At 60.7% G+C, this 26,009-nt stretch carries 25 protein-coding genes; 9 read left to right on the top strand and 16 right to left on the bottom strand.

From position 1 onward, the window contains the following. Positions 1-29: 29 nt before the first annotated feature. From NMP98_RS16195 to ahaH, 9 genes are all read right to left on the bottom strand, one after another. Positions 30-557: a DUF7504 family protein gene (locus NMP98_RS16195; protein ID WP_254858894.1), complete on the bottom strand. Its 528-nt coding sequence runs from the start codon at positions 555-557 to the stop codon at positions 30-32. Between the two features lie 46 nt (positions 558-603). Further along, the gene (locus NMP98_RS16190; RefSeq protein ID WP_254858893.1) at positions 604-2,016 is read right to left on the bottom strand and encodes an ATP synthase subunit B; all 1,413 of its coding nucleotides are present in this window, start codon (positions 2,014-2,016) and stop codon (positions 604-606) included. A gap of 2 nt (positions 2,017-2,018) precedes the next feature. After that, positions 2,019-3,776 (bottom strand): ATP synthase subunit A, encoded by a 1,758-nt coding sequence (locus tag NMP98_RS16185; RefSeq protein WP_254858892.1) that lies wholly within the window; start codon positions 3,774-3,776, stop codon positions 2,019-2,021. Position 3,777: 1 nt separating this feature from the next. Continuing rightward, positions 3,778-4,098 carry a V-type ATP synthase subunit F gene (locus NMP98_RS16180; protein WP_254858891.1) on the bottom strand — a complete coding sequence of 107 codons (321 nt, stop codon included), beginning with the start codon at positions 4,096-4,098 and terminating at the stop codon, positions 3,778-3,780. Continuing rightward, positions 4,095-5,156 (bottom strand): V-type ATP synthase subunit C, encoded by a 1,062-nt coding sequence (locus NMP98_RS16175; protein ID WP_254858890.1) that lies wholly within the window; start codon positions 5,154-5,156, stop codon positions 4,095-4,097. The genes NMP98_RS16180 and NMP98_RS16175 overlap by 4 nt, the downstream gene beginning before the upstream one ends. Next, complete coding sequence (locus tag NMP98_RS16170) at positions 5,153-5,734, bottom strand: V-type ATP synthase subunit E (protein WP_254858889.1); 582 nt, start codon at positions 5,732-5,734, stop codon at positions 5,153-5,155. The genes NMP98_RS16175 and NMP98_RS16170 overlap by 4 nt, the downstream gene beginning before the upstream one ends. A gap of 22 nt (positions 5,735-5,756) precedes the next feature. Then, positions 5,757-6,029, bottom strand: a complete 273-nt coding sequence (locus NMP98_RS16165; protein ID WP_156707810.1) for an ATP synthase subunit C-like protein — start codon at positions 6,027-6,029, stop codon at positions 5,757-5,759. A gap of 177 nt (positions 6,030-6,206) precedes the next feature. Continuing rightward, positions 6,207-8,456: a V-type ATP synthase subunit I gene (locus NMP98_RS16160; protein WP_254858888.1), complete on the bottom strand. Its 2,250-nt coding sequence runs from the start codon at positions 8,454-8,456 to the stop codon at positions 6,207-6,209. Beyond that, positions 8,443-8,775, bottom strand: coding sequence for an ATP synthase archaeal subunit H (ahaH, locus tag NMP98_RS16155; RefSeq protein ID WP_254858887.1), 333 nt, complete (start codon positions 8,773-8,775; stop codon positions 8,443-8,445). Before ahaH ends, NMP98_RS16160 begins: the two co-directional genes overlap by 14 nt. A gap of 149 nt (positions 8,776-8,924) precedes the next feature. Here ahaH and NMP98_RS16150 point away from each other — a divergent pair, with 149 nt between their 5' ends. Beyond that, positions 8,925-9,611, top strand: coding sequence for a methyltransferase domain-containing protein (locus NMP98_RS16150; RefSeq protein ID WP_254858886.1), 687 nt, complete (start codon positions 8,925-8,927; stop codon positions 9,609-9,611). Here NMP98_RS16150 and NMP98_RS16145 read toward each other — a convergent pair. Both NMP98_RS16145 and NMP98_RS16140 read right to left on the bottom strand, forming a co-directional pair. Continuing rightward, positions 9,530-10,063, bottom strand: coding sequence for an archaellin/type IV pilin N-terminal domain-containing protein (locus NMP98_RS16145; protein WP_254858885.1), 534 nt, complete (start codon positions 10,061-10,063; stop codon positions 9,530-9,532). The genes NMP98_RS16150 and NMP98_RS16145 overlap by 82 nt on opposite strands. A gap of 37 nt (positions 10,064-10,100) precedes the next feature. Next, complete coding sequence (locus NMP98_RS16140) at positions 10,101-11,303, bottom strand: DUF7096 domain-containing protein (protein WP_254858884.1); 1,203 nt, start codon at positions 11,301-11,303, stop codon at positions 10,101-10,103. A gap of 154 nt (positions 11,304-11,457) precedes the next feature. Here NMP98_RS16140 and NMP98_RS16135 point away from each other — a divergent pair, with 154 nt between their 5' ends. The 3 genes from NMP98_RS16135 to NMP98_RS16125 all read left to right on the top strand — a co-directional run bounded on the left by NMP98_RS16135 (position 11,458) and on the right by NMP98_RS16125 (position 14,497). Continuing rightward, on the top strand, positions 11,458-12,621 hold the full coding sequence (locus NMP98_RS16135; protein ID WP_254858883.1) for a helix-turn-helix transcriptional regulator: 1,164 nt from the start codon (positions 11,458-11,460) through the stop codon (positions 12,619-12,621). A 116-nt stretch (positions 12,622-12,737) separates the two neighbouring features. Further along, a complete protein-coding gene (locus tag NMP98_RS16130) occupies positions 12,738-13,532 on the top strand; it encodes an electron transfer flavoprotein subunit beta/FixA family protein (RefSeq protein WP_254858882.1) in 795 nt (264 codons plus the stop codon). Then, positions 13,529-14,497, top strand: coding sequence for an electron transfer flavoprotein subunit alpha/FixB family protein (locus tag NMP98_RS16125; protein ID WP_254858881.1), 969 nt, complete (start codon positions 13,529-13,531; stop codon positions 14,495-14,497). The genes NMP98_RS16130 and NMP98_RS16125 overlap by 4 nt, the downstream gene beginning before the upstream one ends. A gap of 308 nt (positions 14,498-14,805) precedes the next feature. Here NMP98_RS16125 and NMP98_RS16120 read toward each other — a convergent pair whose 3' ends face one another. Next, positions 14,806-15,576 (bottom strand): IclR family transcriptional regulator, encoded by a 771-nt coding sequence (locus tag NMP98_RS16120; protein WP_254858880.1) that lies wholly within the window; start codon positions 15,574-15,576, stop codon positions 14,806-14,808. Positions 15,577-15,768: 192 nt separating this feature from the next. Here NMP98_RS16120 and rdfA point away from each other — a divergent pair, with 192 nt between their 5' ends. Beyond that, entirely contained in the window at positions 15,769-16,404 is a 636-nt protein-coding gene (rdfA, locus tag NMP98_RS16115; RefSeq protein WP_254858879.1) for a rod-determining factor RdfA, read from the top strand. A 617-nt stretch (positions 16,405-17,021) separates the two neighbouring features. Beyond that, a complete protein-coding gene (gene panB, locus NMP98_RS16110) occupies positions 17,022-17,855 on the top strand; it encodes a 3-methyl-2-oxobutanoate hydroxymethyltransferase (RefSeq protein WP_254858878.1) in 834 nt (277 codons plus the stop codon). Between the two features lie 369 nt (positions 17,856-18,224). Here panB and NMP98_RS16105 read toward each other — a convergent pair whose 3' ends face one another. Further along, positions 18,225-18,992 carry a DUF7260 family protein gene (locus NMP98_RS16105; protein ID WP_438269635.1) on the bottom strand — a complete coding sequence of 256 codons (768 nt, stop codon included), beginning with the start codon at positions 18,990-18,992 and terminating at the stop codon, positions 18,225-18,227. Between the two features lie 316 nt (positions 18,993-19,308). On the opposite strand from NMP98_RS16105, the gene NMP98_RS16100 reads away from it, so the two are divergent. From NMP98_RS16100 to NMP98_RS16090, 3 genes are all read left to right on the top strand, one after another. Then, positions 19,309-20,526: a Re/Si-specific NAD(P)(+) transhydrogenase subunit alpha gene (locus tag NMP98_RS16100; protein ID WP_254858876.1), complete on the top strand. Its 1,218-nt coding sequence runs from the start codon at positions 19,309-19,311 to the stop codon at positions 20,524-20,526. A gap of 72 nt (positions 20,527-20,598) precedes the next feature. Then, positions 20,599-20,883, top strand: coding sequence for an NAD(P) transhydrogenase subunit alpha part 2 (locus NMP98_RS16095; protein WP_254858776.1), 285 nt, complete (start codon positions 20,599-20,601; stop codon positions 20,881-20,883). A gap of 1 nt (position 20,884) precedes the next feature. Next, a complete protein-coding gene (locus tag NMP98_RS16090; RefSeq protein ID WP_254858875.1) occupies positions 20,885-22,318 on the top strand; it encodes an NAD(P)(+) transhydrogenase (Re/Si-specific) subunit beta in 1,434 nt (477 codons plus the stop codon). A 761-nt stretch (positions 22,319-23,079) separates the two neighbouring features. Here NMP98_RS16090 and bioD read toward each other — a convergent pair. The 3 genes from bioD to bioU are packed head-to-tail and all read right to left on the bottom strand — an operon-like array spanning position 23,080 to position 26,000. Next, entirely contained in the window at positions 23,080-23,739 is a 660-nt protein-coding gene (bioD, locus tag NMP98_RS16085) for a dethiobiotin synthase (RefSeq protein WP_254858874.1), read from the bottom strand. Then, complete coding sequence (locus tag NMP98_RS16080) at positions 23,736-24,938, bottom strand: aminotransferase class I/II-fold pyridoxal phosphate-dependent enzyme (RefSeq protein ID WP_254858873.1); 1,203 nt, start codon at positions 24,936-24,938, stop codon at positions 23,736-23,738. The genes bioD and NMP98_RS16080 overlap by 4 nt, the downstream gene beginning before the upstream one ends. 15 nt (positions 24,939-24,953) lie before the next feature. Beyond that, positions 24,954-26,000, bottom strand: a complete 1,047-nt coding sequence (gene bioU / locus NMP98_RS16075; protein WP_254858872.1) for a (S)-8-amino-7-oxononanoate synthase BioU — start codon at positions 25,998-26,000, stop codon at positions 24,954-24,956. Positions 26,001-26,009 lie beyond the last annotated feature (9 nt).

Genomic DNA, 26,009 nt, shown 5'->3' with positions numbered 1-26,009 from the left:
TCTTGTCGAGGGCTTGTGTCCCGACCGGGTTAATCTTTTTCAGTTAGTTCGGGCCGAACCGAGACCGTTCCCGCCCCGGTGTCGACGACCGCGTCCACGAGCGTCGACAGCGCCGCCACGGTCGTCTCGTCGGTCGCCTCGGGGTCGAGATGGTAATGCGCCGTCGCGCCCGCGGACGCACACCGCTCGCCGAGGGCGTGAAGGAACTGAAACGACCGCTCGCGGTCGGCGTACTGCAACATCGCCGTCAGCGAGTCGAAACACACCGCAGTGTCCGGCCCCAACGATTCGGCGATGGCGATTCCCAACCCCGTCAAATCGCCCGGTTCGACGTCAGTTCCGACATCGAGTTCCCGGACCGGCGGCGGGTCGGCGTCACGTTCAGCCAACCGCGTTCGAAGCCCCTCGACGTTCGAACCCGCATACCCGACGAGCAGAACGCGCTCGGACCGCCCCGACAGGCCGGTGCAGGCGGACGTGACCCCCTCTATGGAGGGTGACCGAACGAGAACCGTCGAGGCGTCATCCGGCACCCGCTGGAGGCGGCTATCCGACATACCAATCCTTCAACCCACCCTGTAAAGAAGTCGTTGACTGACCGAATCAGTCGGCTGTCTGGGCCGCTTCCGTCTCGACGTAGTACTTCTCGATGAGTTCCTCGTCGATACGGTTGAGCTCCTCTTTCGGCAGTTCGCTGAGGAGTTCCCAGCCGAGGTCGAGCGTCTCGTCGATGTCGCGGTTCGTGTCGTACCCCTGCTGGACGAACTCCGTCTCGAAGGCGTCCGCGAAGTCGAGGTACTTGTTGTCACGCTCGCTGAGTGCCTCGCGACCGACGATGTTCACGAGGTCACGGAGGTCCTCACCCTCCGCGTAAGCGGCATACAGCTGGTCGGAGACGTCGGCGTGGTCCTCGCGGGTGAGGCCCTCGCCGATACCGTCGTCCATCAGCCGCGAGAGGCTGGGCAAGACGTTCACCGGCGGCTCGATACCCTGACTGTTCAGGTCACGATCGATGTAAATCTGGCCCTCGGTGATGTACCCGGTGAGGTCCGGAATCGGGTGAGTGTCGTCGTCGCCCGGCATCGTGAGGATGGGAATCTGGGTGACCGAACCCTCCCGCCCCTCGATGCGGCCGGCCCGCTCGTAGAGTTGGGCCAGGTCCGTGTACATGTATCCGGGGTAGCCACGGCGGCCCGGGACCTCCTCACGTGCGGCGCCGATTTCTCGCAGCGCCTCACAGTAGTTGGTCATGTCCGTCAGGATGACGAGCACGTGATACCCCTTGTCGAAGGCGAGGTACTCGGCGGTCGTCAGCGCCAGTCGCGGCGTGACCGTCCGCTCGACTGCGGGGTCGTCCGCGAGGTTCATGAAGACGACCGACCGCTCCAGCGCGCCGGTGCGCTCGAAGTCGTCCATGAACTCGTTTGCCTCCTCGGCGGTGATGCCCATCGCACCGAAGATGACTGCGAACTCCGAGCCCTCGTCGTCGCCACCGTCTTCCTCTTCGGGGACGGTCGCCTGTCGGGCAATCTGGAGTGCGAGGTCGTTGTGCGGCAGGCCCGACCCAGAGAAGATGGGGAGTTTCTGACCGCGGACCAGCGTGTTCATGCCGTCGACGGCAGAGACACCCGTCTGAATGAACTCCTCGGGATACTCCCGAGCAGTCGGGTTAATCGCAGCACCGACGATTGGTCGTTCCTCGTCGGGTTCGATTTCCGGACCGCCGTCGATGGGTTCGCCGGACCCCGACAGCACGCGACCGAGCAACTCCTCGGTCAGCGGCATCTGCAGGGTCTCGCCGAGGAACCGAACCGACGAGTTGCGGTCGATGCCCGAGGTACCCTCGAACACCTGAATCGCGACGTATTCGGACGTGGTCTCGAGGACCTGTCCGCGTCGCGTCTCGCCGCTCGGCGTCTCGATTTCGACGATTTCGTCGTAGCCGACGGGCTCGTCGATTTCGGCGAACACCAGCGGGCCGCTAATCTCCGTGATAGTTTTGTATTCCTTCTGCATTGTCAGTACTTCTCCCGAAGCTGGTCGCTGAGGTCGTCTTTCAGCTCGCTGATGTAGGCTTCGAAGTCCTCTTGGGTGTTCATGCGGTTCAACTTCGGCACGGCGTCGACGTCGATGATTTCCTCGACGGGGACGCCGGCTTCGAGCGCGTCGAAGGCCTCGTCGTTGAAGTGCTGAATCGCCGTCAGCATGAGGTAGGTCTTCTCGGGCTCACAGTAGGTGTCCACGTCGTGGAAGGCGTTCTGCTGGAGCCACCCCTCTCGGATGTAGCGGGCGACCTCAAGCGTGAGCTGTTGGTCTTCCGGCAGGGCGTCCTTCCCGACGAGTTGGACGATTTCCTGCAGTTCGGCCTCCTCGTCGAGGACGTCGACGGCCCACTGTCGCACTTCGGGGAACTCCTCGTGGACGTTCTCCCGCCACCACGGGTCGAGCTGTTCTTTGTACAGCGAGTACGACTCGTTCCAGTTGATAGACGGGAAGTGCCGACGTTCCGCGAGGTCGGCGTCCAGCGCCCAGAAGCACTTCACGATACGCAGGGTGTTCTGGGTGACCGGCTCCGAGAAGTCACCGCCCGGCGGCGAGACGGCCCCAATAACCGAAATCGAGCCCTCGCTGCCGTTGATGTTCTGGAACTTGCCGGCCCGCTCGTAGAACTCCGAGAGGCGCGCGGCGAGATAAGCGGGGTAGCCCTCCTCACCGGGCATCTCCTCCAGCCGCGAGGAGATTTCACGCATGGCCTCGGCCCACCGCGAGGTGGAGTCGGCCATCAGCGCCACGTCGTAGCCCATGTCGCGGTAGTACTCGGCGATGGTGATGCCCGTGTACACACAGGACTCACGCGCCGCGACGGGCATGTTGGACGTGTTCGCAATGAGACACGTCCGGGACATGAGCGGCTTGCCGGTCTTGGGGTCTTCCAGTTCCGGGAAGTCCTCGATGACTTCCGTCATCTCGTTGCCACGCTCGCCACAGCCGACGTAGACGACGATGTCCGCATCGGCCCACTTGGCGAGTTGGTGCTGGGTGACCGTCTTCCCGGACCCGAACGGACCCGGAATGGCGGCCGTCCCACCTTTCGCGATGGGGAACAGGCCGTCAAGGACGCGCTGACCCGAGACGAGGGGGGTCGTCGGCGTCTCCTTTTCGACGGTGGGGCGCGGCTCTCGGACCGGCCACTCCTGTCGCATCTGAATCTCCTCGCCGTTGTCGAGTTCGGCGACCGTCTCGTCGACGGTGAAGTTACCCGACTCGATGGACGTCACTTCGCCACCCTCGTAGTCCGGCGGGACGAGCACCTTGTGGTCGATGCTCTCGGTTTCGGGAACGATGCCGACGACGTCGCCGGAGGATACCTCGTCACCCTCCTCGACCTCGGGAGTGAACTCCCAGGTCTTCTCGAGGTCGATGCCGGGTGCGTCGACGCCGCGGTCGAGGAACGCCCCCATCTGCTCTTCGAGGACGTCCAGCGGACGCTGGACACCGTCGTAAATACTGTCCATCATGCCGGGTCCGAGGTCGACGGACAGCGGTTCGCCCGTGTTGGCGACCGGTTCGCCGGGGGCGACGTCGGAGGTCTCCTCGTACACCTGGATGGTGGTGAGGTTCCCCTCGATTTCGATGACCTCGCCCATCAGGCCCTCTTCGCCGACGTAGACGACGTCGTTCATGCGGGCGTCGAGGTCGACAGCGGTCACGACCGGACCGCTGACGCTCTCGATGACGCCCTCACTCGTGGTTTCAGTTGCAGTAGCTTGGCTCATATTATTCTTCCATCAGGTCGATGCCGATGGCGCGTTTGATCTGCTCGCGCAGATTGCCCGAACCGGTGCCGCCACCCAGGGTGACCACGACCGGTTCGACACTCGTTTCGACTCGCTGTCGAACTGTACGTGAGAGGTCCGCAACGTCGTCGTCGTGCATCACGACGATGCCGACGCCTTCGTCGTCGAGTACCTCCTCGACGGCGTCGTCAAGGCGCTCGTCTTTCTCGTCGTCGGTGATGCTCTCGAAGCGACGAACGCCGGCCAGTCGGAACCCCGTCGTGAAGTCCGGACTGCCGACGACGGCGATTTCCTGACTCATTGTATCACCAGTTCCTCCTCGATTTCCTCGACGGAGAGACCAGCCTCCCGCCCTCGGGCGACGGCACGGATGTTCTCGACCTCGCGCTCCTTTGCGAGGATGTACGAGAGCACCGGGCACACCGACAGCGGGTAGCGATTCGAGAGCTTCCCGGAGTACTCCAACAGCGCCGCGTCGAGGGCGTGTTCGAACTGGATGAGACTGTCGGCGTCCTCCAGTTCCTCGAGTGCCACATCGAGGTCGTCCCCGTAGGGACCCTCCCGGATGCGGGCGACGAGCTCCTCGTCGTTGCTCGCCAACTGTCGGAGTTCCTCGGGGTCGAACAGTCGACCGCCGTCGATGAAGTACGCGGCGGGGTCGATGTCGGCACCACTACGTGCGATACGCAGGCCGTTCCGGAGGTTCCGGAAGTCGATTTCCGCTTCGAGGAACTCACGAACCAGCGCCGTCGGCGAGTCCGGTTCGGCGCTCGGCAAGTCGTCGAGCAGGTGTCCGTAGAAGGCGCGGTCGACCGCGTTCTCCAGCGGCACCAACACGCCGTCGCGCTCGAAGTCGCTGTAGGCATCTTCGAGCGGCCCGCCGAAGATGGTGGTGTCCAACAGTTCGATGGCCTCCTCGATGCTCGATGCGTCGACGAGACGGTCGAGCAGACGCTCGGAGAACTCGCCGGTGCGAATGAGGTCGTCCTCGATGTCGCTCCGGTCGGACTCCGTGTAGATGCCCCGGATGACCGTCTTCACGTTCCACGCGTCGAACTTCCGGAGGTAGCGGGCGATGTAGCCGTACAGACTCCCCTCGGACCACCGCAGCAGGTCCTCGAAGTGCTTCGCGAGGTTCCGGTTCAGCGCGTACTCGACCAAGTCGACGCCCGAGTGTCGTGCACCCAAGGCGTTCATCTCGGTTTCGTACTCCGTCTCCTCCATGAAGCGGGCTATCTCGCCGGGGCCCATCCGGACCAGTTTCCGGTAGTCGTCGTCGCCGAACAGTTTCGCCCGGCGAGCGCGCACTCGTGCCGTGACGTATTCGTAGTTCGAACTCCCTTCGGTTTTGACGCTCATTCTTCGAAGAGCCGTGCGCTGATGTCACGCAGGTTGTCGTCCCAGACTTCTTCGAGGACGGAGTCGAACGTGTTGTTCACACGAACGCGGGACTCCTCGGCGTCGACGACGACACCGCCGAGACAGTCGGTCGGTTCGCCCACGTCGAAGCCGTCGTAGTCTTCGACGACTGTCTCGAGCAGTTCCTCGTCGTCCGCTCGGCCGTGAACGACGACGGTGTCGGCGTCCTCGAACTCCTCGGCCGCGGCGTCCAGCAACGCTCGCGTCAGTTCTTCGCGTTCGTCACCATCGATGGCGGCGATCTGTGCTTCTACGTCGTCGCGGACCTCCTCGAGAACCTCGCGGCGAGCCTCAAGGCGCTTCTGTTTGGCCTCGAGTTTCGCACTAGAGAGCTTCTGCTCGCGCTCCTGTTCGATAGTGCGTTTGACGTCGCGTTCGGCCTCCTCTCGGATTTCCTCGGCGTCGCGCTCTGCCTCGGAGACTATCTCCTCGGCACGCTCTTCGCCCTCCGAACGGATGTCCTCCGCACGCGCGCGGGCTTCGTCTCGGATGTCCTCTACGACCGTATCAAGGCTCATTGGTTTAAAAATCGGGTGCGGTTTACAGCGTGAGGAACACGACGACCAGCGCCAGAATGACGAGCGTCTCGGGCAGCACCGTCAGGATGAGCCCGCGACCGAACAGGTCCTCGTTCTCCGCGATGGCGCCCATCGCCGCCGCGCCGATACCTCGCTCGGCGATACCGGCACCGAGCGCTGCGAGGCCTACTGCAAGCGCCGCTGCCCCTGTCGCGTCAAGTGCGGGACCGCCTGCTTCTGCTCCACTCTGAAGAACCGGTGCAACACTGCCCAAGACCGTAGCAAGTTCAAACATGGTTTGATTTTCCGTCGGGTGGATTGACTGCTATCCGAACAGACGGATATGTTCGTACTGAGTTCATAAAACTTCCCAAACGACACGGAGACGGTCCCACACTCACGTGTGAGAACGGTACACAATCTGAACGCTATGCGATGTCTCAACACAGCGACAGCAGCGGCAACCGAGGCGTCAGTCCTCGGTCGTGTAGGTCCGGTCGTAGCCGAACGGCGTGTACTTCTTGCCGCCGCCCTCGTAGAACTTCCCGAAGAACTCGACGTACTCGAGACGGACCGCCTGCAGGCCCGCGGACGTGATGCCCAGAATCAACACGAGCAGGTGTCCGAGGACGAGCACGACGATGCCGAAGATGATGCCGAGGACGAGCATCGCGCCGCCCTCCGCGTTGAGGAGTCCACCGAAGATGACCTCCCCTGCGGCTTCCGCCTCCGCGACCTCGGCCGCCTCGGCGAAGAAGATGAGGTGGAACTCACCGTCGTGGAGGTACGCACCGAAGACGAGCAGGTTCACCGCAAGCGCCATGCCGGCCTTCGCCAGAAGGACCGCGGCGATACGCGTATAGGAGACGACGTGCCCGAACGCCTGAGTAATCGACTCGACGAGGCCGATACCGCCCTCGACTTTCAACACCATCGCCAGTCCGACGAGGATGGCGAGGACCTGCAGCGTCAGCGTCCCGACGACCGGCAGCGTCACGAGTTCGACCGGCGCAAAGCCGTTGAATCCGAGCGGCAAGGCGACGCCCTCGCTTATGACCTCGCCCGTCGCGGGATTGGTCATCCCTTCGGCGGCAAAGACGCTGAACATGAAGTTCGGTTTCGGACCGAGCGCGGACGTGGTGAACACCCACCACCAGACGCCGAGGGTGAGGATAATCCACGACCCACTCTCCATGAACGCCTCGCCGAAGCCGTGTTCGAGGTTGTTAACGAAGTCGAACACGCGGCCCACCACGAGGTGGAACACGCCGGCGATGACGCTGGCCAGCAGCCACGCGTAAGCGTAGTAGATGTAGTGCGGCTGGAGCCCCTTGTGAATCGGCGGGTGGCCGTCCCAGATGATGCCACCGAGCTGGTGGAGTCCGAAGAACTCCCCGTACAGGATACCGAAGATAGCCGTGAACACACCCGCGTAGATACCGACGCCACCCAGCGAGCGAATCGTATCGGATTCGAACCGACTCATCAGCAGGTAACCCATCCCGGCGTACAGCAACCCGTAGCCGAGATCACCGATCATGAACCCGAAGAACAGCGGGAACGTCAGGAACAGGATGAACGTCGGGTCGAGTTCGGAGTATTTCGGCCGGTTGATGACCTCGATGAGCGCCTCGAACGGTTTCACCGCCCCGTTGTTGTCCTGGACGACCGGCGGGTCGCCACCGCTCATTGCGGTGCCGCCGTCGGCCGCGACCGTCTCGCCGCTTTCGGAGCCGGCAGAGCCGGAGCCACCGACGCTCTCGCGTTCGTGGGCGTGACCGTCGTCGCCGTACTCCGCCTGTTCGAGCTCCTCGACATCGACGTGGTCGCCGACGGCCGACTGCAGCGTCTCGGCGAGGTCGGCGTATCGGTCGCTCGGAATCCACCCCTCGGCGACGAAGGCGTTCTCCGTCGTCGCGAAGGTCAGCGGTGCCTCCCGCTTTTGGACCTCGATTGAGAGTTTCTCCTCGGCGGCCAACAGGAAGCCGGCAACCTCGTGTTTGGCGTCTTCGAGTTCGTTCCCGACAGTTTCGAGCTTCGACTCGACCTTCTGTCGGCGGTGTTCGAGGTCCTCGATGTACTTCTCGGGACTCGTCGCCTCGTCGCCGTCACCCAACTCCGGCACCTCGTATCGGGTGAACGCCGCGCCGACCAGCACGTCCTCGATGTCGACATCAGGGTAGACGAAGACGGCGACGTAGCCGCCTTCCTCGAATATCTCGAAGCCGTTGACCTCGTCGGCGTCAAGGAGCGTCCGACGGATGGTCTCGGTGTCGCCCTCGCCGACGGTGGCCGTCAGTGAGTCGTAGCCGGCGAGTAAGTCGAGATCGATGCCCAACTCGGCGAAGGGACGTGCGGCGTCGACTTTCTCGTCGATTTCTCGCAGTTCGTCCTCCAGTTCGGAGCGACGGTCGTCGAGTTCGTTGATTCGAGTTCGGGTCGCCTCGAGTTCCTCGTCGAGTTCGTCGTCGTCGATGATTCGCGTCCGACCGGCATCCTCCTCGGTGATGTCGAGAATGCTCTCAAGCGAGCGGACGGTGACGAGTTTCTCGGCGGCGTCTTCGGCGCCCTCGACCGGGTCGCCGGGTTCGAACCCCTCCCAGCCGCCGTCGTACTCGGTGACGTGCAACAGGTTCAGGTCGTGGACGGCCTCGACGGCGTCGTCCATTACGCGCTTGGATCCCGTCACCGAGACCCGACTCATTTGCTTAGGTCTGAGCATTCACCGCCTCCGTGAACAGTTCCACGGTGTATTCGACCACCTCGTCGCGCTGTTCGTCGGCGCGCGCTTCGAGAGCCTCGCGGTCGGTTTCGCCTTCGGCGAGGAGTTCCTCGCGTTCGGCCTCGATTTCCTCACGCGCCTCGGCGAGTTCCGCCTCCTTGTGGTCGGCGGCGTCCTCGCGGGCTTGCTCGCGAATACGGTCGGCTTCCTCGCGCGCCTCCGCGATGCGCTCCTCTCGCGCATCCTTCGCGTCGGCGACGATTTCGTCAGCCTCCCGCTCGGCCTCCTTGATTCGGTCAAGAACCTCTGGCCTGGCCATGATTATATCATCGGATGCTTCGGAAAGCGCCTATTTGGTAGTTGCGAAACGGCTTTTCGCGCGGTTCGACAGGGTCGTCTTCGAACGCGTGGAGGCGACGACGGCTGGAAACAAGGGAATTATGACCGAACCACCCCAACAGGCAGTCAATGGGACTCCTCGAAGACAAATCGCGTGCGCGGCTCTTCTACAAGTACCTCTCGCAGGTGTACGACACCATCAACCCGTTCATCTGGAACGAGGAGATGCGCGATGAGGCCTTAGAGTGGCTCGACCTCGATTCGGGAGACCGCGTCCTCGACGTGGGTTGTGGCACCGGTTTCGCGACCGAGGGACTTCTCGGCTACACCGACGACGTGTGGGGACTCGACCAGTCGGCCCACCAACTGGAGAAGGCGTTCGCGAAGTTCGGCAAGCGCGGTGACGTGAAGTTCCACCGTGGCGACGCCGAACGGCTCCCCTTTGCCGACGACAGCTTCGACGCCTACTGGTCGTCCGGTTCCATCGAGTACTGGCCCGACCCCGTCGCGGCGCTGCGGGAGGCCCGCCGCGTCACCAAGCCCGGCCAGCCGGTTCTCGTCGTCGGCCCGGACTATCCCAACTCGACGCTGTTCCAGAAACTCGCCGACACCATCATGCTGTTTTACGACGAGTCGGAGGCCGACCGGATGTTCGCCGAAGCCGGCTTCGAGGAGTTCGAACACCACATCCAACAGCGTGCACCGGGAACCCCGCGGGCGATTACGACCGTCGCCTACGTGCCTGACGACGACGAGGACGCCCCCGAAACCGAAGAGGAGACGACCGTCGACAGCGACCCAGTCGAAGCCGCCTGAACGGTCGCCGTCTGGACGGCGATTTGCGTCCCGTCGGTGTAGAGGCGCACCTCCACGGTCGCACCGACACGCAACGTCGGTGAATTCGTCCCTGCCACGCGGAGACTCGCGGATTGGCCGGCACGCCACGGGCCGTGCGTGGCGCTGTTGAACGGTCCCGTCGGCCCGCTTTCGAACCCCCGCGCCGAAAAGAAGGGGACCGGCGGCTGTTCGGAAAGCCGTTCGCCGTCGACGAGGATTCGGATTCGAAGTTCGGCGGGGTCGACGGCGTCACCACCGAGATGGGTGACGGTCACTCGACCGGTGTCGTCGGCCGCCACGTCGAAGGCGGCCGTGCGAGCGGGGTCGGAGAGTTCCGAGGGGAGGGCCGTCCCGACGGCCGTCGCCGCGAGGACGGTCACCGCGACCAGGAGGACGACTCCGACGACGGGAGCGGCGGCGCGGTCGGACATACACGTCCGTGGCCTCGGCTTCGGATAAGAACGTTCGCTACTGGAGGGTCGTCGTGATGGACAGCGACCGGCCGTCGTGGGTGGCGTTGACCGTCACGGTGCCTCGCGGACCGACGGTCCAGACCCGTCCGCCGTCGGTGTTGCCCACCTCTCGGCCATTGACCCCGATGGCTGCGGCGACCGGTTCACCGCTCGTCTCATTCAGTACCGTCACGCCGAGCGGGCCACCAGCGCGGGTCGTGTTGACCCGGAGTAGGAGGTCTCCGTCGACCGTTTCGACGGTGTCGGTCGGCACCGCTTCGGGGTCGTTGCGCTGGATTTCCGTGACGATGTCCTCGGAACCACCGTCGAGATACGTCCGGAGGGTTCCGTGTGGGTGGTCGTACTCGAAGCGGTAGAGTCGGGCCCGGTCGGGGCCGAGGAAATCGACCGTCGGCGACCCGTTGTCGGTCACCCACGGATACAGCGTCTCGATTCGGTCGAGAGCCGGCGAAAGGTCACCGTCGTAGGTGTCGGGGACACCGATGGACCGCGCCGAGGGGTCATGCGCTTCACGGAGGTACGTCTGCCCCCCGTTCGTGTCGGTTTCGACCGTCGCGAGCACCGTCGCGTTGTCGCTCACTTCGGTGTGAACGGTGAGTGTCCGTTTGCCTTCGAACGCTGACTCAAGGGCGCCCCCGAGCGGACTCTGGAGGGTGAGCAGCCGAACGCGGTCGGTGTTCAGTTGCGTCCGGACGCCGCTCATCCCGAGGTCGTCGGCGTTGTTTTCGAACCAGCCGACGTTCGACTCCATCGCGGCGGCGCCCCGGTCGACGGCGGCCAGCGTTCGAAACAGCTCTTGGGAGCCGATTTCGCCGTCGCCGTACTGCCGTATCGCCGTTCGCTGTCGGCGTTCTAGCCGGTCGGTCCGCTCCGAATACCACGTGGCGGCGTTCCGAAGGACCATGCGGCGTTCGGTGTCAGATTCGGCGTTCCGATACGCCCGCTGGAAGTTGACCCGCTGATAGGTGGTCTGGAGTTCGATGGCGTTGTCGCCGACTGCACCCGCAACGTCAAGCGTCGCCGTTGCACTCTCGCTTCGGTCGACAGCAGACGGCGGCGGAGCCAGATACTCCGCAGTGCCGTTGTCCCCGGTGACCGACATCGTCGACTCGCCACCCGTTTGGGCGTGAACGGCGACGCCGGACACCAAGGCGAAACAGCAGAGGAGGGCGAACACGACGGCGCGGGAACCGTTCATACTCGGGCCCTCGGCGCCGGCGAGTAAAAATCCAGCCCACTCGACACCGACGGCTGTACGGAGCGCAGAGCGCTCGAAACGCTTCATCCGCCCCGGAGACGTTTTATCTCGTGATGGAAAGCGTTTTCCCGCGTGGGCGTGCATCCACCCTAATATGCGGTGCCGGGTCCTCGCTTTGCTGTGTGCCCTCCTCGTGACCGCGCTGGTGGTCGGTGCCACACCTGCAGTCGCACAACCGGACACGACCGAAGAGACCCGCCTGGAGGCACAACTGCAGGACGACGGCGACGCTCGCTGGAACGTCGTCGCTGTCGTTCCGCTGGAAGACGAGGAAGACATAGAGGATTTCCAGGCATTCGCCACCGCCTTTGAGAGCGGCGAACGCGACTTCGACCTCGGCATCGAGACCTTCCGACGCGCCGCCGAAGAGACGTCGGCAACGACCGACCGAGAGATGCGGATTCCACAGGACTCCACCGACCGGAACGCGGTCATCGTCAACGAAACCGAGGACGGAGAGGTCGTCGGCCAACACGGTGAGTTCCGACTCTCGTTCACCTGGACATCGTTCGCTCGGCAGGACGCGAGTGGGACGCTGTACCTCCAAGATTCGTTCAACACCACCAACGGGACGTGGCTCCCGGGACTGAGCGACGGACAGACGCTCGTGTTGAAATCCCCACCGGGGTACGGCGGCCCGAGCACCTCCCCAATCGCCCCGCGGGACGGTGACCTCCGGTGGGAGGGACCGCAAACGTTCGACCCGGGGTACTTCGACATCGTCTACGAGCCCGGAAACGGTGGCCCTGGCAGTACGGACACCGGGACGCCAGCGGGACCGGGCGGAACCCAACTGTCGACGCTGCTGCTCCTCGGCGCCGTGGTGTTGAGCGCCGCCGCGTTGCTGCTGGGACTGTACCTGCTGTGGCAGCGTCAGGACGGTGAAACCGACGGCGGCACCGAGGCGACACCGTCGGCAACCGACGACCCGTCGGCGCCGACGGCCACCGAGAGCGACGAAACAGCGGGCGTCGGAACGGACACCGAACCCGTAGCGGCCGGTGAGGACGAACCCGAGCCGGCGACCGACCCCGAACTCCTCTCCGACGAGGAGCGGGTCGAACAACTGCTCGAACGGAACGGGGGGCGGATGAAGCAGGCCAACATCGTCAAGGAGACCGGCTGGTCGAACGCGAAGGTGTCACAACTGCTGTCGTCGATGGACGAGGCCGACCGCATCGAAAAACTCCGAATTGGGCGGGAGAACCTCATCAGTTTCCCCGACGAACAACTCGGCGAGTTCGACGACGAGGAGTGACCACCACGTCGTCGTGCGGTTAAACACTGTTCAGCGGATTCTTAACCTGTGACAAACGCCGTACGATTCGGAAACGTTTAACCACGGACAGTCGTCATATCCGGTGACTAGCCGCTATGAAAATACTCGTCACCGTCAAAGAGGTGGCCGAGGTCGACGACGAGTTCCAGATTTCGGGACTCGACATCGACGAGGGCTCCCTCGAGTATGATCTCAACGAGTGGGACGACTACGCCGTTGAGGAAGCCGTACAGATTTCGGAGGAGAACGACGACGTGGAAGTCGTCACCGTCACCATCGGCCCCGAACGCGCCGAGGAGACCGTTCGGATGGCGCTGGCGAAGGGCGCAGACCGCGCGCTCCGCGTGTGGGACGACTCCCTCGAGAACGCCCAGTTCCTCGACGTCGAGTCGAAAGCCGACATCCTCGCCGCCGTCGTCGAAGAGGAAGACCCCGACTTCATCCTCTCCGGCGTCCAGGCCGGCGACGACGCCAACGGCGCGACCGGCGTCGCTCTCGCCGACCGCATCGGATTCGAGTGGGCCGCCGTCGTCAACGCCCTCGACCTCGACATCGAGGCGGGCGTCGCCTCCGTCCACCGCGAACTCGAAGGTGGCATCGAGGAACTCACCGACGTCGAACTCCCGTCCGTGTTGACCATCCAGACCGGTATCAACGAGCCGCGCTACGCGAGCCTCCGCGGTATCCGGCAGGCCCAACGCAAGCCGCTGGATGTCCACACGCTCGATGACCTCGGTCTCGACGACAGCGTCGTCGAATCGCCGGTCGAGCGAACCGACATGTACGAACCGGAATCCGAGGGCGATGCGACGCTCTGGGAGGGGAGCGCAGAGGAGACCGCAGGGGAACTGGCTACGTTCCTCCGCGACAAGGGGGTCGTCGAAGGATGACCGTTCTCGCAATTACCGAACACCGCCGCGGCGAGGTTCGTGACGTGTCCTACGAACTCGTCACGGCCGGCCGCGAACTGGCAGACGACCTCGGCACCGACCTCGAACTCGCCGTCATCGGCGGCGACGTCGAGGGCTTCGCCGAGGACGTAAACCGCGACGGCGTCGACACCATCTACACCGTCGACGAGGGCGAGGAGTTCAACCACGGCGTCTACACCCAGGCCATCGAGCAGTTGGCCACAGAGGTCGAGCCGACGGCGCTGTTGATGCCGAACTCGGTTAACGGTCTCGACTACGCACCGTCGGTCGCCGAGCAACTCGACCTTCCGCTCGTCACCGACGTCATCGACTTCGAGACGAACGGCAACCTCGAAGTCACCCGCGAACAGTACGGTGGCAAGGTCGAGACGACCTACGACATCGACGCCGACGACTACGCGCTGACCATCCGGCCGGCGGAGTGGCCGAAGGCCGAAGCGGCCGGCGACGCCGCAATCGAGGCCTTCGACGTCGACATCGACGAGGACGCCCTCGGGACGACCGTCAACGGCTTCGAAGAGGTCGGCGGCGGCGACGTCGACATCACCGAAGCTGACGTGCTCGTCTCCATCGGTCGCGGTATCGACGAGGAGGAGAACCTCCCGCTCGTCGAGGAACTCGCCGACACCCTCGGCGCGACGCTGTCCTCGTCGCGACCCATCGTCGACAACGGCTGGCTGCCGAAGAACCGACAGGTCGGCCAGTCCGGGAAGGTCGTCACGCCCGACGTGTACATCGCCATCGGTATCTCCGGGGCCGTCCAGCACGTCGCCGGCATGAAGGGCGCCGACACCATCGTCGCCATCAACACCGACCCCAACGCACCCATCTACGACATCGCCGACTACGGTATCGTCGACGACCTCTTCGAGGTCGTCCCCGAACTCATCGAGGAGTTCGGCGGCGAAGCACCCAATATTTAAACAGAATGACGGCGGACATATAGGTATAATAAAATATCTATATTTATAAATTTGCCTATGGAAATTTGTAAATAAAGGTGTGAGCATCAACCCGGAGCGTACCACTGTCCGCCTCCATGATACGTGGAACTTTCACTAGAACAACAGAATAAAGCGTTCTAAAGAATAGAACAGTTTTTGCATTTCTATATGGCCACGAAAGGCCGATTATATCGTGTAGAAAATATATTCGTAGTGGAGATCACATATTTGGCTCGTGTAGTCGTTCGAGAATGAAGAACGCATACTGCTCGTTAATTAGGAGTCGGTTACGAGTACCGGATGTTGAGTTCGATCTCGTTGGTAATTCCGAGGAGCATATCGGGGAGTTCCTGCTCGAACCAGTCACCCTTCATCCGGTTCGTGGGGGCGGAAACGCTCAGTGCACCGATGACCTCGTCGTCAGGGCCACAGATAGAGACACCAATCGCACAGAGTCCTTCAATGTTTTCTTGCCGGTTCACGGCGTACCCACAGTCACGAATGTCGTCAACTGTCTCCATGAGCGTTTCAAAATCAGTGATAGTATGTGATGTCCGTGAGGGCAGTCCCCAGTGGTCAACGAAAGCCTGAATCTCTTCGTCGGACCACTCTGCGATGATGGCTTTCCCGGCGGATGTCGAATGGAGATCTATACGTTTCCCGATACCTGGGTCTGTCTGGACCGCATGGGTGCCGGCTTTGCGGTGGACGTAGACCGCCTGACCGTGTTCTTCGACGATGAACTGAGCACGCTCTTGAGTCTCTTCAGCAACTTCCTCGACCTTCTGTTTCGCCATCTGGTACCCTTCCTGTCTATTCCGAGCGTACTCTCCAAGATCCAAGAATCGAAGACTAACATGATACATATTCGCGTCCTTGACCAAGTACTGTTTCTGGAGGAGGGTCTGCAGGTATCGATGGACGGTGCTCTTTGCCATCCCTAACTCGGACGCGAGTTCGGTCAACCGCATCCCATCGTGCCGCTTCAGTGTTTCGAGTATTGTGAACGTGGTCTCGGCCGCCTTGACCGTTCGTTTGGTATCGTTTGTTGTCCCCATAGACTGCTGTTATCACTTACCAATAATTAAGGTTCCGCTTACTCGAACGACCACCTATTATTAGAACGGGTTGAGACGAACTAGATAACGTATGAAATACCGGTCGGCAAGTGAATTGGAGTGGTTTCGGGGAGCCGAGTGGTTTGAGTATGCGAAACAGTTTTTTCTCTGGCTCCCGGTTTTACTAGCGAGATGACTAGCAAACAAAAATCAAAGGTGAACGACGATTCCGAGGCAAACCACCAACAGAGCAAGGTTAAGAGAGTTATTGTGGACAGAGGATTGGGTGACATCGGATCGGAACTTGAACATCACTGGACTGCAGATGATAATGCGGGAATGAGTCTTCGCGAACTCGAAGATTTCTTTAACCAACGAGTTTTACATGAAGCGATGGAGAACGCCGGGATGCAGGTACTCGACGGCGAAGCTGAGAATCTATACAAGTTACTGACCAGCGACGAGGTGAGTGCCGGCAGTCGTGTGCGGGCCGAACGGCGGCTCGAACGCGAGGAGATCGACACCGAGTCACTCACGTCGGATTTTGTCTCACATCAAGCGATTCACACTTACCTAACGAAATATCGAGATGCGTCTGCACCAGAGTCGAATGTCTCGGAGAATCCCGAGACGGAACAAGATACAATACATCGTCTCCAGAACCGTATGGTCGCTGTCACTGCCAATAGCCTCAGGTCTCTCCGAGAGAAAGAACGAATCACACTCGGGGACTTTGATGTGATCGTCAATATCCAAATCCGGTGCAGTGATTGCGGGACCCAGCTGACCGTGAGCGAAATTTTCAACCGCGGGGGTTGTGAGTGCTAGATATTACAACCATAGATTTGTAATGGGCTGATGAGATATTTACGTCAACGGACACTCCTCTCGTTTCAGTAACTCCCACGCCATAGAAGTCCGTCACCCCGTATTAGTGATGAACCAGCCAGATCACGAGTTACCCGCTCAATGTTGTTCGAAAATGAAGAACAAAAGTCACGGGGTCTTCGGGGCGTATCGAATGCGAGCAAGATGCGATTTAGCTACGTTTTTATTATTTAAGAACTGAATTTCAAGTGGTGTGGAGGATTTGAGTGTCAGTAGAATTGATACAGCGGAAGTATATACGAAATATCACGAAGAAGTTCGATAATGCGGAACATAATAATAACAATTCATTGAGCGACTGTAGATTGAATATTGAAAGATTCCTCTGCCATTTTCTGAACATTAGGTTTAAGCAGAGACGACTTGTTACTCCGTCAAAAAGGATAAATTAAGAGAGGAAATAGTCAATTAGAAGATCTGCATAAAACGGATCAAATCAGTCTTCAGAGGTTGGAATCCGTCTAATTAGAGTATCACCACGGGAAAGGACACTACTTCACCATGATATATAGGGGCCCTTACAGAGATTTAAATACTGGGAACAAGAAACAAGCACTATGTCGCGTTTGTCAATCCCAGAACTGTACGAAAAGTATGAAAGTAATGAGCCATTGACGATGCTGACTGCCTACGATGCTCCAATCGCAGGTCAAGTTGATACTAGTGGAATTGATATGATTCTTGTCGGCGATTCCGCAGGGGACAACCACCTCGGCTACGACTCAACACTACCGGTGACGCTAGAAGAGGCGCTGTCGTTGACTGCAGCTGTTAACCGTACTGTTGAAAATGCAATGCTTATTAGTGATTTACCATTTCTAAGCTACGGAACATCTATCGAAGAGTCAGTCAAGAATGCAGGTCGATTTCTGAAAGAGGCAGGAGCCGATGCTGTGAAGTTAGAAACAGCACCATACGGGGAAACCACAATCGAGATCATCGACCGCCTCACCGAACTCGGAATACCCGTACAAGGCCATATCGGCCTTACCCCCCAGAGAATGAATCAGATCGGCGGAGGGTACGTTCAGGGACGTGGACACGATACATCAGTAACCCTAGAAGCGATCGTGGATACAGCCACTCAATTAGAAGAAGCCGGCGTCTTCTCTATTGTTCTCGAAGCAGTCACTGAGGAAACAGGAAAACAGGTTACTGAAGCGGTAGACGTACCTACTATCGGAATCGGGTCGGGACGGTACGTAGACGGTCAAGTACTGGTCATCACCGATGTCTTAGGTCTCGGTGGTGACTCACTCAAACTTTCAAAACAGTACGCGAATCTTGATTCAATTATCGAGGAAGCTGTAAAGACGTATACCAAGGAAGTACGAGAGGGGACTTTCCCCGCTCGAGAAAACGTATATGACCCAATTGACAAGTCAGACTGAAAGTGACTATTATACTAGCTCGATAGACTCTCGTGTAATTTTGAGAATAATACACTTTAATACAATTATTCTTAGAACATCCTCGCACACACGCAACGTTGAGGGACGTGCGCTCAATTGATGAGAAAGCGGTTTACACATCGATTATTGGTGGTATCTAGGTTCATCAGTCTACGCATAATCAATAAATCAGACCTCTCGATTTTTGATTAGCGGACTTATGTCTTTTTCAAGGACACGATTGTCTTGGCGGTATCGTCTCCGTGAACGTTCGGGAGGCCTTTACGACTTGTAGTAATGCAGAATATCATCGAGTTCGTCCGCAAGAAGGTGCCCGAACGATAGGGCTGGACGGTCTTGGCAGAGATATCAATTCGACAATATTCTGGAGCCACAGTCGCGGTTGCCATCGGATGTATGGCTAGCCGGTCTGGTCACCCCACCACGATATTGTTCGATACATCGTCGGGTTTCGGCGAGGGCATACAACGCTGGAAATCGAGTTTCGATATCGTCGTAGAGGTAGGCGTTAAGCGCGTGTGTCCCGATGTTCGTACGATTGTCGGTGGTCTGACGGTCGGCGATGTGGCATTGTCGCTGTTCGGAACGTCTGTCGCATCGCTCGACAGCTTGTTCACAGGTCTCCCAGACATCGACGAACCGCTCGAACTGGAGACATTGTAACGAACAGACCGGCAGTTCCTGAAGCGTGTCATCGATGTCTATAACGGTCTTCTGAACGGTTCGAATCGATTCGTGTTCGGCCTCCAGCGCTTGGAGAAATCGGGTTCGCGAATCGATAGCTGCGGTCGTCTCGACCAGTAGATTACGTTTGAACTGCTGGGTCACTGGTTCGTTCTCTTGGAGCGCACTCGCCAGCGACGGCGAGAACTCTGCTTCGAGACTTTCAGAAACCGGTTCGTCGTAGGCAGATTCGAAATCCGGCGTCGACATAACCCTCTCTTTGTATGCTTCGAGTAGGCTTCTGGTCTGTGTTCCACCGCCGGCAGTGGCCGGTCGGGCTCGGCTGACCGACTCGCGGAACGCCTCGAAAGCACATTGCTCTGCGTTAATTGATGAACGCTCTTGTTTGACAAGCGTGATTGCTTGCTTCAATATGTTATTTCCTCGCTCCATAGTGGCCATGTTACTACAGCCTCCGCTCTATTCGGGCTTATTGTCATGCTACCGATTAACACTGTCTACCGTCCGACCAACAACTCTCACGGATGCATCTCCAAACGTTTCGATCTCAGTTACGCTCGAATCTGATAAGCGGACAATGTTACGGTAATATCGCCTCTACCTGAATATTTAAGTTTGATATGGTAAGATTTCTCGATGGAGAAAATATATGTCCAAAACAAAGATGAAGGAGACAGATGATAAGTGAAATGTATGAAACATGTTTTCCGGATGATCGCGATCAAATCCCTCTATCGGGTGATGGGCCGTGATAATCGGAATTCCCAGAGAGACCGCTGAAGACGAGACGCGGGTCGCGCTCGTTCCCCCCGCCGCCAAAGACCTAATCGAGGACGGTCACGAGGTCTGCGTCGCTGCGACTGCCGGCGAAGGCTCTGACTGGGCCGACGCCGACTACCGCGAGGTCGGTTGTGATGTCCTCGAGGACCGCGAGACCGTTTTTGAACGCGCAGATATCATTGTGCAGGTCCGAGCACTCGGGGCCACCCCGGGCGACGATGTCGACCCCTACACGGAGGGGCAAGTCGTCGTCGGCCAACTCGGCCCCTATGACCTCGATGAGGAGCTAGAGCTACTGGCCGACCGTGGTGTCACCGCTCTCGCCCTCGAACTCATCCCGCGAATCAGCCGGGCCCAGAGCATGGACGCTCTGACTTCACAAGCGAGCATCGGCGGCTACAAGTCGGCGATCGTGGCCGCCGAGGCGCTCCCGAAGATGTACCCGCTGCAGATGACGGCCGCCGGGACCGTCCAGCCGTCGGAGGTGTTCGTCGTCGGCGCCGGTGTTGCCGGGCTGCAGGCCATCGCGACCGCCGACCGCCTCGGCGCCTCCGTCCGCGGCTACGACATCCGCTTAGAGGTCAAACAAGAGGTCGAAAGCCTCGGCGCTGACTTCGTCGAACTCGACCTCGAGACCGAAGGATCCGGCGACGACGAAGGGTACGCCCGCGAAATGGACGACGAATTCCTCGAACAACAGCGCAAGGAACTGACCCGCGTCGTTGGAGAGTCCGACGTCGTCATCACGACCGCCGCCGTCCCCGGTCGGCCCGCCCCGGAACTGGTCACGACCGAGATGGTGGAGGGAATGGATCCCGGGTCGGTAATCATCGACCTGTCGGCGGCGACGGGAGGGAACTGCGAACTTACCGTTCCAGACGAGACGGTCGAACACGATGGCGTCACGATTCACGGGCCGACGAATTTGCCCGCGACCGTCTCCCACCACGCCAGCCAGCTATACAGCAACAACATCGCGAACTTCCTGGAGAATCTCTACGACGATGACACCGGCGAGATCGATACTGATGACGAGATCGTGGACTCGACAATGCTCACCCACGCCGGGGAGGTGCAGTGGACTCACCCGGCGGAGCGACCCGATCCGGACGAGGCGTCCGAAGATGACCAGAACGACGGTTCTGGCGAGGAGGCCGCCGACGTGGAGGTCGATGATGAAGATTAACCGAAAACCGGCGTCAGAGAGTGGTGATGCGTCCGCGGATGTAGCGGTCCGCCTGGAGGGAGGTGCGTAGCCGTGGCCGACATCATTACCCACCTGACGCTGTTCGTCTTGGCGGCGTTCCTCGGCTACTCGGTCATAACGAAGATTCCGGCGACGCTGCACACGCCGCTGATGTCTGGAGCCAACGCCATCACGGGGATTACGCTCGTCGGCGCGGTCGTAGTCGCCGGCTCCGGCTCCACGACAGTGGCAACGGTGCTGGGGTTCCTGGCGGTCGTCATGGCGACAATCAACGTCGTCGGCGGTTACCTCGTGAGTCACTTCATGCTCGAAGACTTCCACGGAGGGGGTCGGTAAGATGGTTGAGTTATTCTCCGATTCGGTCCTCCGGCTAATCTACCTGTTAGCGGCAATCCTGTTCATTCAGGGGCTTCGCGACATGACTCACCCCAGGACCGCGGTCCGGGGGAACCTCACCTCGGCGGGCGGGATGCTAATCGCCGTCGCCGCCACGGTCCTGTGGTTCGAGATTCTCTCACCGGCGGTGCTAATCGGCGGGCTTGCGGTCGGTGGGCTCGTCGGTGCCGGCCTTGCGATCAAAGTGGAGATGACCGAAATGCCGCAACTCGTCGGCGTCTTCAACGGCTTCGGCGGCGGGGCCTCCGCACTCGTCGCTGGCGCCGAGCTGATCGAGTTCCAGACGACGACGGCTGGGGCGTTCCCGGCCGACCTGGCTATCGCGGCCGCCGCCTCGGGAATTATCGGGGCCGTCACGTTCACCGGGAGTATGGTCGCCGCTGGGAAACTCCACGGCCTGATCTCCGGATCGGCGATCCGCTACACCGGCGAACACGTCGTCAAGGCCCTGTTACTCGGGGTTGCCGTCCTCGCAGGCGCCTACATCGTCATCCAGCCCGATCTGCTGGCGGGCGTCCTCCAAGGGGCGGTCGTCCCGGCGTTCTGGGTACTTATCGCCGCTGCGTCGATTCTCGGCGTGATGCTCGTCATCTCGATCGGCGGCGCCGACATGCCGGTCGTCATCGCGTTGCTGAACGCCTACTCCGGGCTAGCTGCCGCAGGGACCGGTTTCGTCTTGAGTAACACCGCGCTGATCATCGCCGGGACGCTCGTGGGCGCTGCCGGGATGATCCTCACGGTCATCATGTGTGAGTCGATGAACCGGTCGCTCGCCAATGTGCTGTTCGGCGGCTTCGGCGAGACGGCCACCTCGGAGGAGATGGACGACATCTACGAGGGCAACATCACCGAGACGTCCCCAGAGGAACTCGAGATGCTGCTCGATACGGCCAACCGCGTCGTTATCGTGCCCGGGTACGGGATGGCAGTCGCGCAGGCCCAGCACGCTGTCGCCGAATTCGCCGAGCTGCTCGATGAGGACGGCGTCGAGGTGGAGTTCGGCATTCACCCCGTCGCTGGCCGAATGCCTGGCCACATGAACGTGCTGCTGGCCGAGGCGGACGTTCCCTACGACAAGATGAAGGAACTCGAGGAGATTAATCCGACGTTCTCCCAGACGGACGTCGTCATCGTCATCGGCGCGAACGACGTCGTGAATCCGCGGGCCAACGAGGCCGATGGCAGCCCCATCTCCGGGATGCCAGTGTTGAACGTCTACGAAGCCGGCACCGTCGTCGTGAACAAGCGGAGTCTCAGCCCTGGCTTCTCGGGCATTCCGAACCCCCTGTTCGCCCGGGACAACACGGTAATGCTGTTCGGCGACGGCAAGCAGTCGATGCAGGAGGTCGTTGCCGAGTACAAGGAGAACAGATGAATTAGCTGAGAATATTCTCAGGTATGCAGTGAGTCTTCGAAAGGAGATAATCAGACTATTTATCGATTGGCTCTTGTTTATCAGGTATGGAAGTGAATTTCGAATGTGATTGTGGACACGATGTAACGGACTTTACACGTGGGGGCGCCTCCAAATCTGCGACCATTGAATGTATGGAGTGTGGTGCCGTCTGGACTCTCACTCTGACAAATATTCGAAGCGGTAACACCGATTCATCAGACACCCACCTCTAAACAGTAGTGGCGGGGCTACAGAGCCAAGTTTTTATGTACTATCATGCCACTACCTATTATTGGGGTTAGTCTGGCAAACAACGGATGCGGTCAACTAATCGTGTCCCCTGAGCTTAACCATTATCGCGTCTGGTCAGAGATGCTCGCCTGACCCCACGAGTATCAAACAATTATTACTGGACTCTTTTCCAGTCGCTGAGACGACTCCAGCTGGCCCGCACAATATCACAATTCCGTTGGAAGGCCCCATAATCTGAATTAATATTTGCTGCTAGCCACCAGCGATTGTACTGGTAAGACTGCTCTTTTGAATCCACAGAACGCGACAGGATCGCGTCGGTCAGGGGGAAGTAAAGCCGAAAGGGCGAATGTAACTAACCTACTCTTCCGCTTCGTGAAGCAAGTAAATCGATATTGACAGAAGTTGAGACTGGTCGTCTCAATGCATACGGCATTGAGAGGGATCAATCCCGGAATCTATCAATTCCTCTGGGTCCGTCGTAGGCGCTATTCAGGTAATACGCTCAGCGGAAGGTTTTCCTTTACCGCTGTCACCGCTTCGCCCGGCGTGTCCAGGTCGAGTCCCGGCACTGTGTACACAGGCAGATCGACCATCGATTCGAGTACGTCGGGGTTCGTCCGCTCGGCGAGCGTTTCGCCAGCGTAATCGTTGAGGACGACACCGCACACGTCAAGACCGCGCCGTTCGAGAGCCTTGACGGTCAGCGCGCTGTGATTGAGCGTGCCGAGTCCCGAGCGTGCGACTACGAGCGTCGGTAATCCGAGATCGGTGGCTAGGTCGACGACCTCCATCCCCTCAGCGAGCGGCACCCGGAGACCGCCAATCCCTTCGACGATACCCGGGTCGGCAGCCTCTAGTTCGCGCCGACAACCCTGTAGGATCTCGTCGTAAGAGAGGGCGACATCTTCTACATCTGCGGCAACTGCCGGGGCAAGCGCGGGTTCGAGATAGCGCGGGCAGATACTGGCGTCCTCGCTTCCCGCGGCTTCGGCGACGAAGCCGGCGTCGTCGTCCGGTGGAAAGCCGGTCTGTGCGGGCTTGATACCGACCGCATCGCGGCCGCGGTCGCGGAACCAGCCCACGAGGCCGGCGGTGATGACGGTCTTGCCGACACCTGTCCCGGTGCCAAGCACGAAGAGACTCATCGCAGCCCCACCTCCTCACCGGCGGCCTCGAACGCGTCGAGACAGCGGTCGAGTTGCTCGCGCGTGTGAGCGGCTGTGGGAGCGACGCGCAGCCGTGACATCCCCACCGGAACGGTCGGCGGGCGGATGGCAGGGGCGAGCACCCCGCGGTCGCGGAGCGCTTCATCGAGCGCGACCGCATCCTCCCGGTCTCCGACCAGCACGGGCAGGATGTGGGTCTCACCGAGCACCTCGAAGCCGAGGTCCTCAAACCCCGACCGGAGGTAATCGGCGTGATCCTGGAGCGTCTGGGGGCGGTCCGTCTCCCGTGCGATACGTAGCGCCTCCTGTGCGGCACCCGCCGCAGGCGGGGAGAGCCCGGTCGAGAAGACGAACGAACGGGCCGCATTCGCCAGGTACTCGATGAGCACCTCGTTCCCGGCGACGAACCCGCCCTGGGCACCGAGCGCCTTCGAGAGGGTCCCCAACTGGACATGAATCCGGTCTTCGAGTCCCAGCTGACCGACCACGCCGCCGTCGTACACGCCCGTCGCGTGGGCTTCGTCGACCATCACCCACGCGCCGTGGCGCTCAGCGGCCGAACATATCATTCTGAGTGGAGCGATGTCGCCATCCATGCTGAATACCGAATCTGTCACGACCAGCCAGGATTCCTCCCCATCTGCTTCGCGGGCACGGCGATCCATGGTCGCCCGGAGGTCGCTGGCGTCACAGTGGTCGTACACCTCGATATCGGCGCCGGAGAGCCGGCAGCCGTCGATGATGGAGGCATGGTTGAGTTCGTCGGAGAAGATCACGTCGGGGGCGAGCGCCGTAATCGTCCCGACGTTGGCGGCGTACCCCGAGGAGAACGCCAGCGCACGCTCGGTTTCTTTCGATTTGACCAATGCGTGTTCGAGGTCGCGGTGAGCGGATGTATCGCCTACGACGAGCCGGCTGGCGCCCGCGCCAGTGCCGACTTTATGGGCTGTCCGGGCGGCTGCCTCGGCCAGTCTGGCGTTTCCCGCGAGCCCGAGGTAGTCGTTGGCTGCGAACACCAGCATTTCCTCGGCATCGGCGTCGAAGGCCGGTACGTCGGCACCGGGGTCGGGCACCCGGCGAGCCCTCGGCTCGACACGGTCGACAGGAGCGAGGTCGCGACGGAGCCCACGCTCTTCCCGGGACTGGAGGCGTGCTTCGAGGTCGAACCCTCGATCCATCTGCTGCTGCACGGTTCAGAACCCGGGCATGAGCTCGGCAGGCCCGTAGACGCCGTAATCGCCGGTCCAGTTGCGGCGGACGGCAGCCTTCAGGTAGCCGAGTGCAGGGCCGTTCACGTTGGCTTCCATGCTCGTGTCGTCGTCGAGTTCGAACGTGTTGGTACCGACCTCGCCATCGAACGTGCGACCGGTGACTTTGACGGTCGTCGTTGTGGGCTTCTCGTCGTTGCGAAGGTCAAGGACGCCGCCGACGGTCACGTCCTCAGCGTCGCAGATACCCGCCCGTTCGAGAAGCACGTCGTCGGCGTGCTCCATGTCGTTGAACTCGATGACGCCGTCGTGAGCGTCGACGATTTCCTCGATCTCCTCGTCCGAAAGGACGCGTGCCGATTCGATATCGTAGTCGGGGAGATGGGCGATGTCCTCGCGGACGGTGCCACGGTTGTCTTCATAGCCGGACTTGAGGCCGACGCCCCACCAGATTTCGACCTCCTCGATCTCGATGAACGACTGGGCGGCGAGTGCCGCCGCGCCCGTGAGGAGGCCGGGTGTCGCGCCCGCACCGCAGACAAATGTGATGCCTGATTCTTCCAGTTGTTCCTCACGGTCGTCGAGCATGCCGATGACACGTGAACGCTTGAGCACGTCGACGAGGACGCCCTCGTAGCCTGCGTTCGCGAAGCGCTCGGCGACATTCGGGATGAAGTCGTGTTCGAGGTTCGGCAGCGCGATGAGTACCGCGTCGATGGCCTCGTGTTCCGCGATGATGGCCTCGATAGGCGTCTCCGTCGGCACTGCCTCTGCGGAGGCGACGACGCCCTTGTCGTCGCCGTGTTCCTTGATGCCGCCACCGCCGGATTCAACGGTAGTCCCGCCGTCGGAAGCGATGTTCCCCTCCGTCGCGGCCAGCAGTTCGTCCACATCAAGGCCGTCGTGGTTGACGGCAACCCCATGGCGGTCGCAGGCTGCGATAGGGGTGAGTTCGTCTTTGTCCGCGGAGACTTCGAGTGCGCGACGGCCGATACCACCAGTGCCGATAACGGCGAAGTTGATGTCGTTCATAGCTGTTGC

It is taken from the genome of Natronomonas gomsonensis (genome assembly GCF_024300825.1).
GTDB classification, from domain to species: domain Archaea; phylum Halobacteriota; class Halobacteria; order Halobacteriales; family Haloarculaceae; genus Natronomonas; species Natronomonas gomsonensis.
This window is presented reverse-complemented; position numbering and strand designations above follow the sequence as displayed.

Excerpts from the sequence above, each read along its gene's own strand:
- NMP98_RS16195 (WP_254858894.1), bottom strand. The coding sequence starts at position 557 with ATGTCGGATAGCCGCCTCCAGCGGGTGCCGGATGACGCCTCGACGGTT.
- NMP98_RS16190 (WP_254858893.1), bottom strand. The coding sequence starts at position 2,016 with ATGCAGAAGGAATACAAAACTATCACGGAGATTAGCGGCCCGCTGGTG.
- NMP98_RS16185 (WP_254858892.1), bottom strand. The coding sequence starts at position 3,776 with ATGAGCCAAGCTACTGCAACTGAAACCACGAGTGAGGGCGTCATCGAG.
- NMP98_RS16180 (WP_254858891.1), bottom strand. The coding sequence starts at position 4,098 with ATGAGTCAGGAAATCGCCGTCGTCGGCAGTCCGGACTTCACGACGGGG.
- NMP98_RS16175 (WP_254858890.1), bottom strand. The coding sequence starts at position 5,156 with ATGAGCGTCAAAACCGAAGGGAGTTCGAACTACGAATACGTCACGGCA.
- NMP98_RS16170 (WP_254858889.1), bottom strand. The coding sequence starts at position 5,734 with ATGAGCCTTGATACGGTCGTAGAGGACATCCGAGACGAAGCCCGCGCG.
- NMP98_RS16165 (WP_156707810.1), bottom strand. The coding sequence starts at position 6,029 with ATGTTTGAACTTGCTACGGTCTTGGGCAGTGTTGCACCGGTTCTTCAG.
- NMP98_RS16160 (WP_254858888.1), bottom strand. The coding sequence starts at position 8,456 with ATGCTCAGACCTAAGCAAATGAGTCGGGTCTCGGTGACGGGATCCAAG.
- ahaH (WP_254858887.1), bottom strand. The coding sequence starts at position 8,775 with ATGGCCAGGCCAGAGGTTCTTGACCGAATCAAGGAGGCCGAGCGGGAG.
- NMP98_RS16150 (WP_254858886.1), top strand. The coding sequence starts at position 8,925 with ATGGGACTCCTCGAAGACAAATCGCGTGCGCGGCTCTTCTACAAGTAC.
- NMP98_RS16145 (WP_254858885.1), bottom strand. The coding sequence starts at position 10,063 with ATGTCCGACCGCGCCGCCGCTCCCGTCGTCGGAGTCGTCCTCCTGGTC.
- NMP98_RS16140 (WP_254858884.1), bottom strand. The coding sequence starts at position 11,303 with ATGAACGGTTCCCGCGCCGTCGTGTTCGCCCTCCTCTGCTGTTTCGCC.
- NMP98_RS16135 (WP_254858883.1), top strand. The coding sequence starts at position 11,458 with ATGCGGTGCCGGGTCCTCGCTTTGCTGTGTGCCCTCCTCGTGACCGCG.
- NMP98_RS16130 (WP_254858882.1), top strand. The coding sequence starts at position 12,738 with ATGAAAATACTCGTCACCGTCAAAGAGGTGGCCGAGGTCGACGACGAG.
- NMP98_RS16125 (WP_254858881.1), top strand. The coding sequence starts at position 13,529 with ATGACCGTTCTCGCAATTACCGAACACCGCCGCGGCGAGGTTCGTGAC.
- NMP98_RS16120 (WP_254858880.1), bottom strand. The coding sequence starts at position 15,576 with ATGGGGACAACAAACGATACCAAACGAACGGTCAAGGCGGCCGAGACC.
- rdfA (WP_254858879.1), top strand. The coding sequence starts at position 15,769 with ATGACTAGCAAACAAAAATCAAAGGTGAACGACGATTCCGAGGCAAAC.
- panB (WP_254858878.1), top strand. The coding sequence starts at position 17,022 with ATGTCGCGTTTGTCAATCCCAGAACTGTACGAAAAGTATGAAAGTAAT.
- NMP98_RS16105 (WP_438269635.1), bottom strand. The coding sequence starts at position 18,992 with ATGGAGCGAGGAAATAACATATTGAAGCAAGCAATCACGCTTGTCAAA.
- NMP98_RS16090 (WP_254858875.1), top strand. The coding sequence starts at position 20,885 with ATGGTTGAGTTATTCTCCGATTCGGTCCTCCGGCTAATCTACCTGTTA.
- bioD (WP_254858874.1), bottom strand. The coding sequence starts at position 23,739 with ATGAGTCTCTTCGTGCTTGGCACCGGGACAGGTGTCGGCAAGACCGTC.
- NMP98_RS16080 (WP_254858873.1), bottom strand. The coding sequence starts at position 24,938 with ATGGATCGAGGGTTCGACCTCGAAGCACGCCTCCAGTCCCGGGAAGAG.
- bioU (WP_254858872.1), bottom strand. The coding sequence starts at position 26,000 with ATGAACGACATCAACTTCGCCGTTATCGGCACTGGTGGTATCGGCCGT.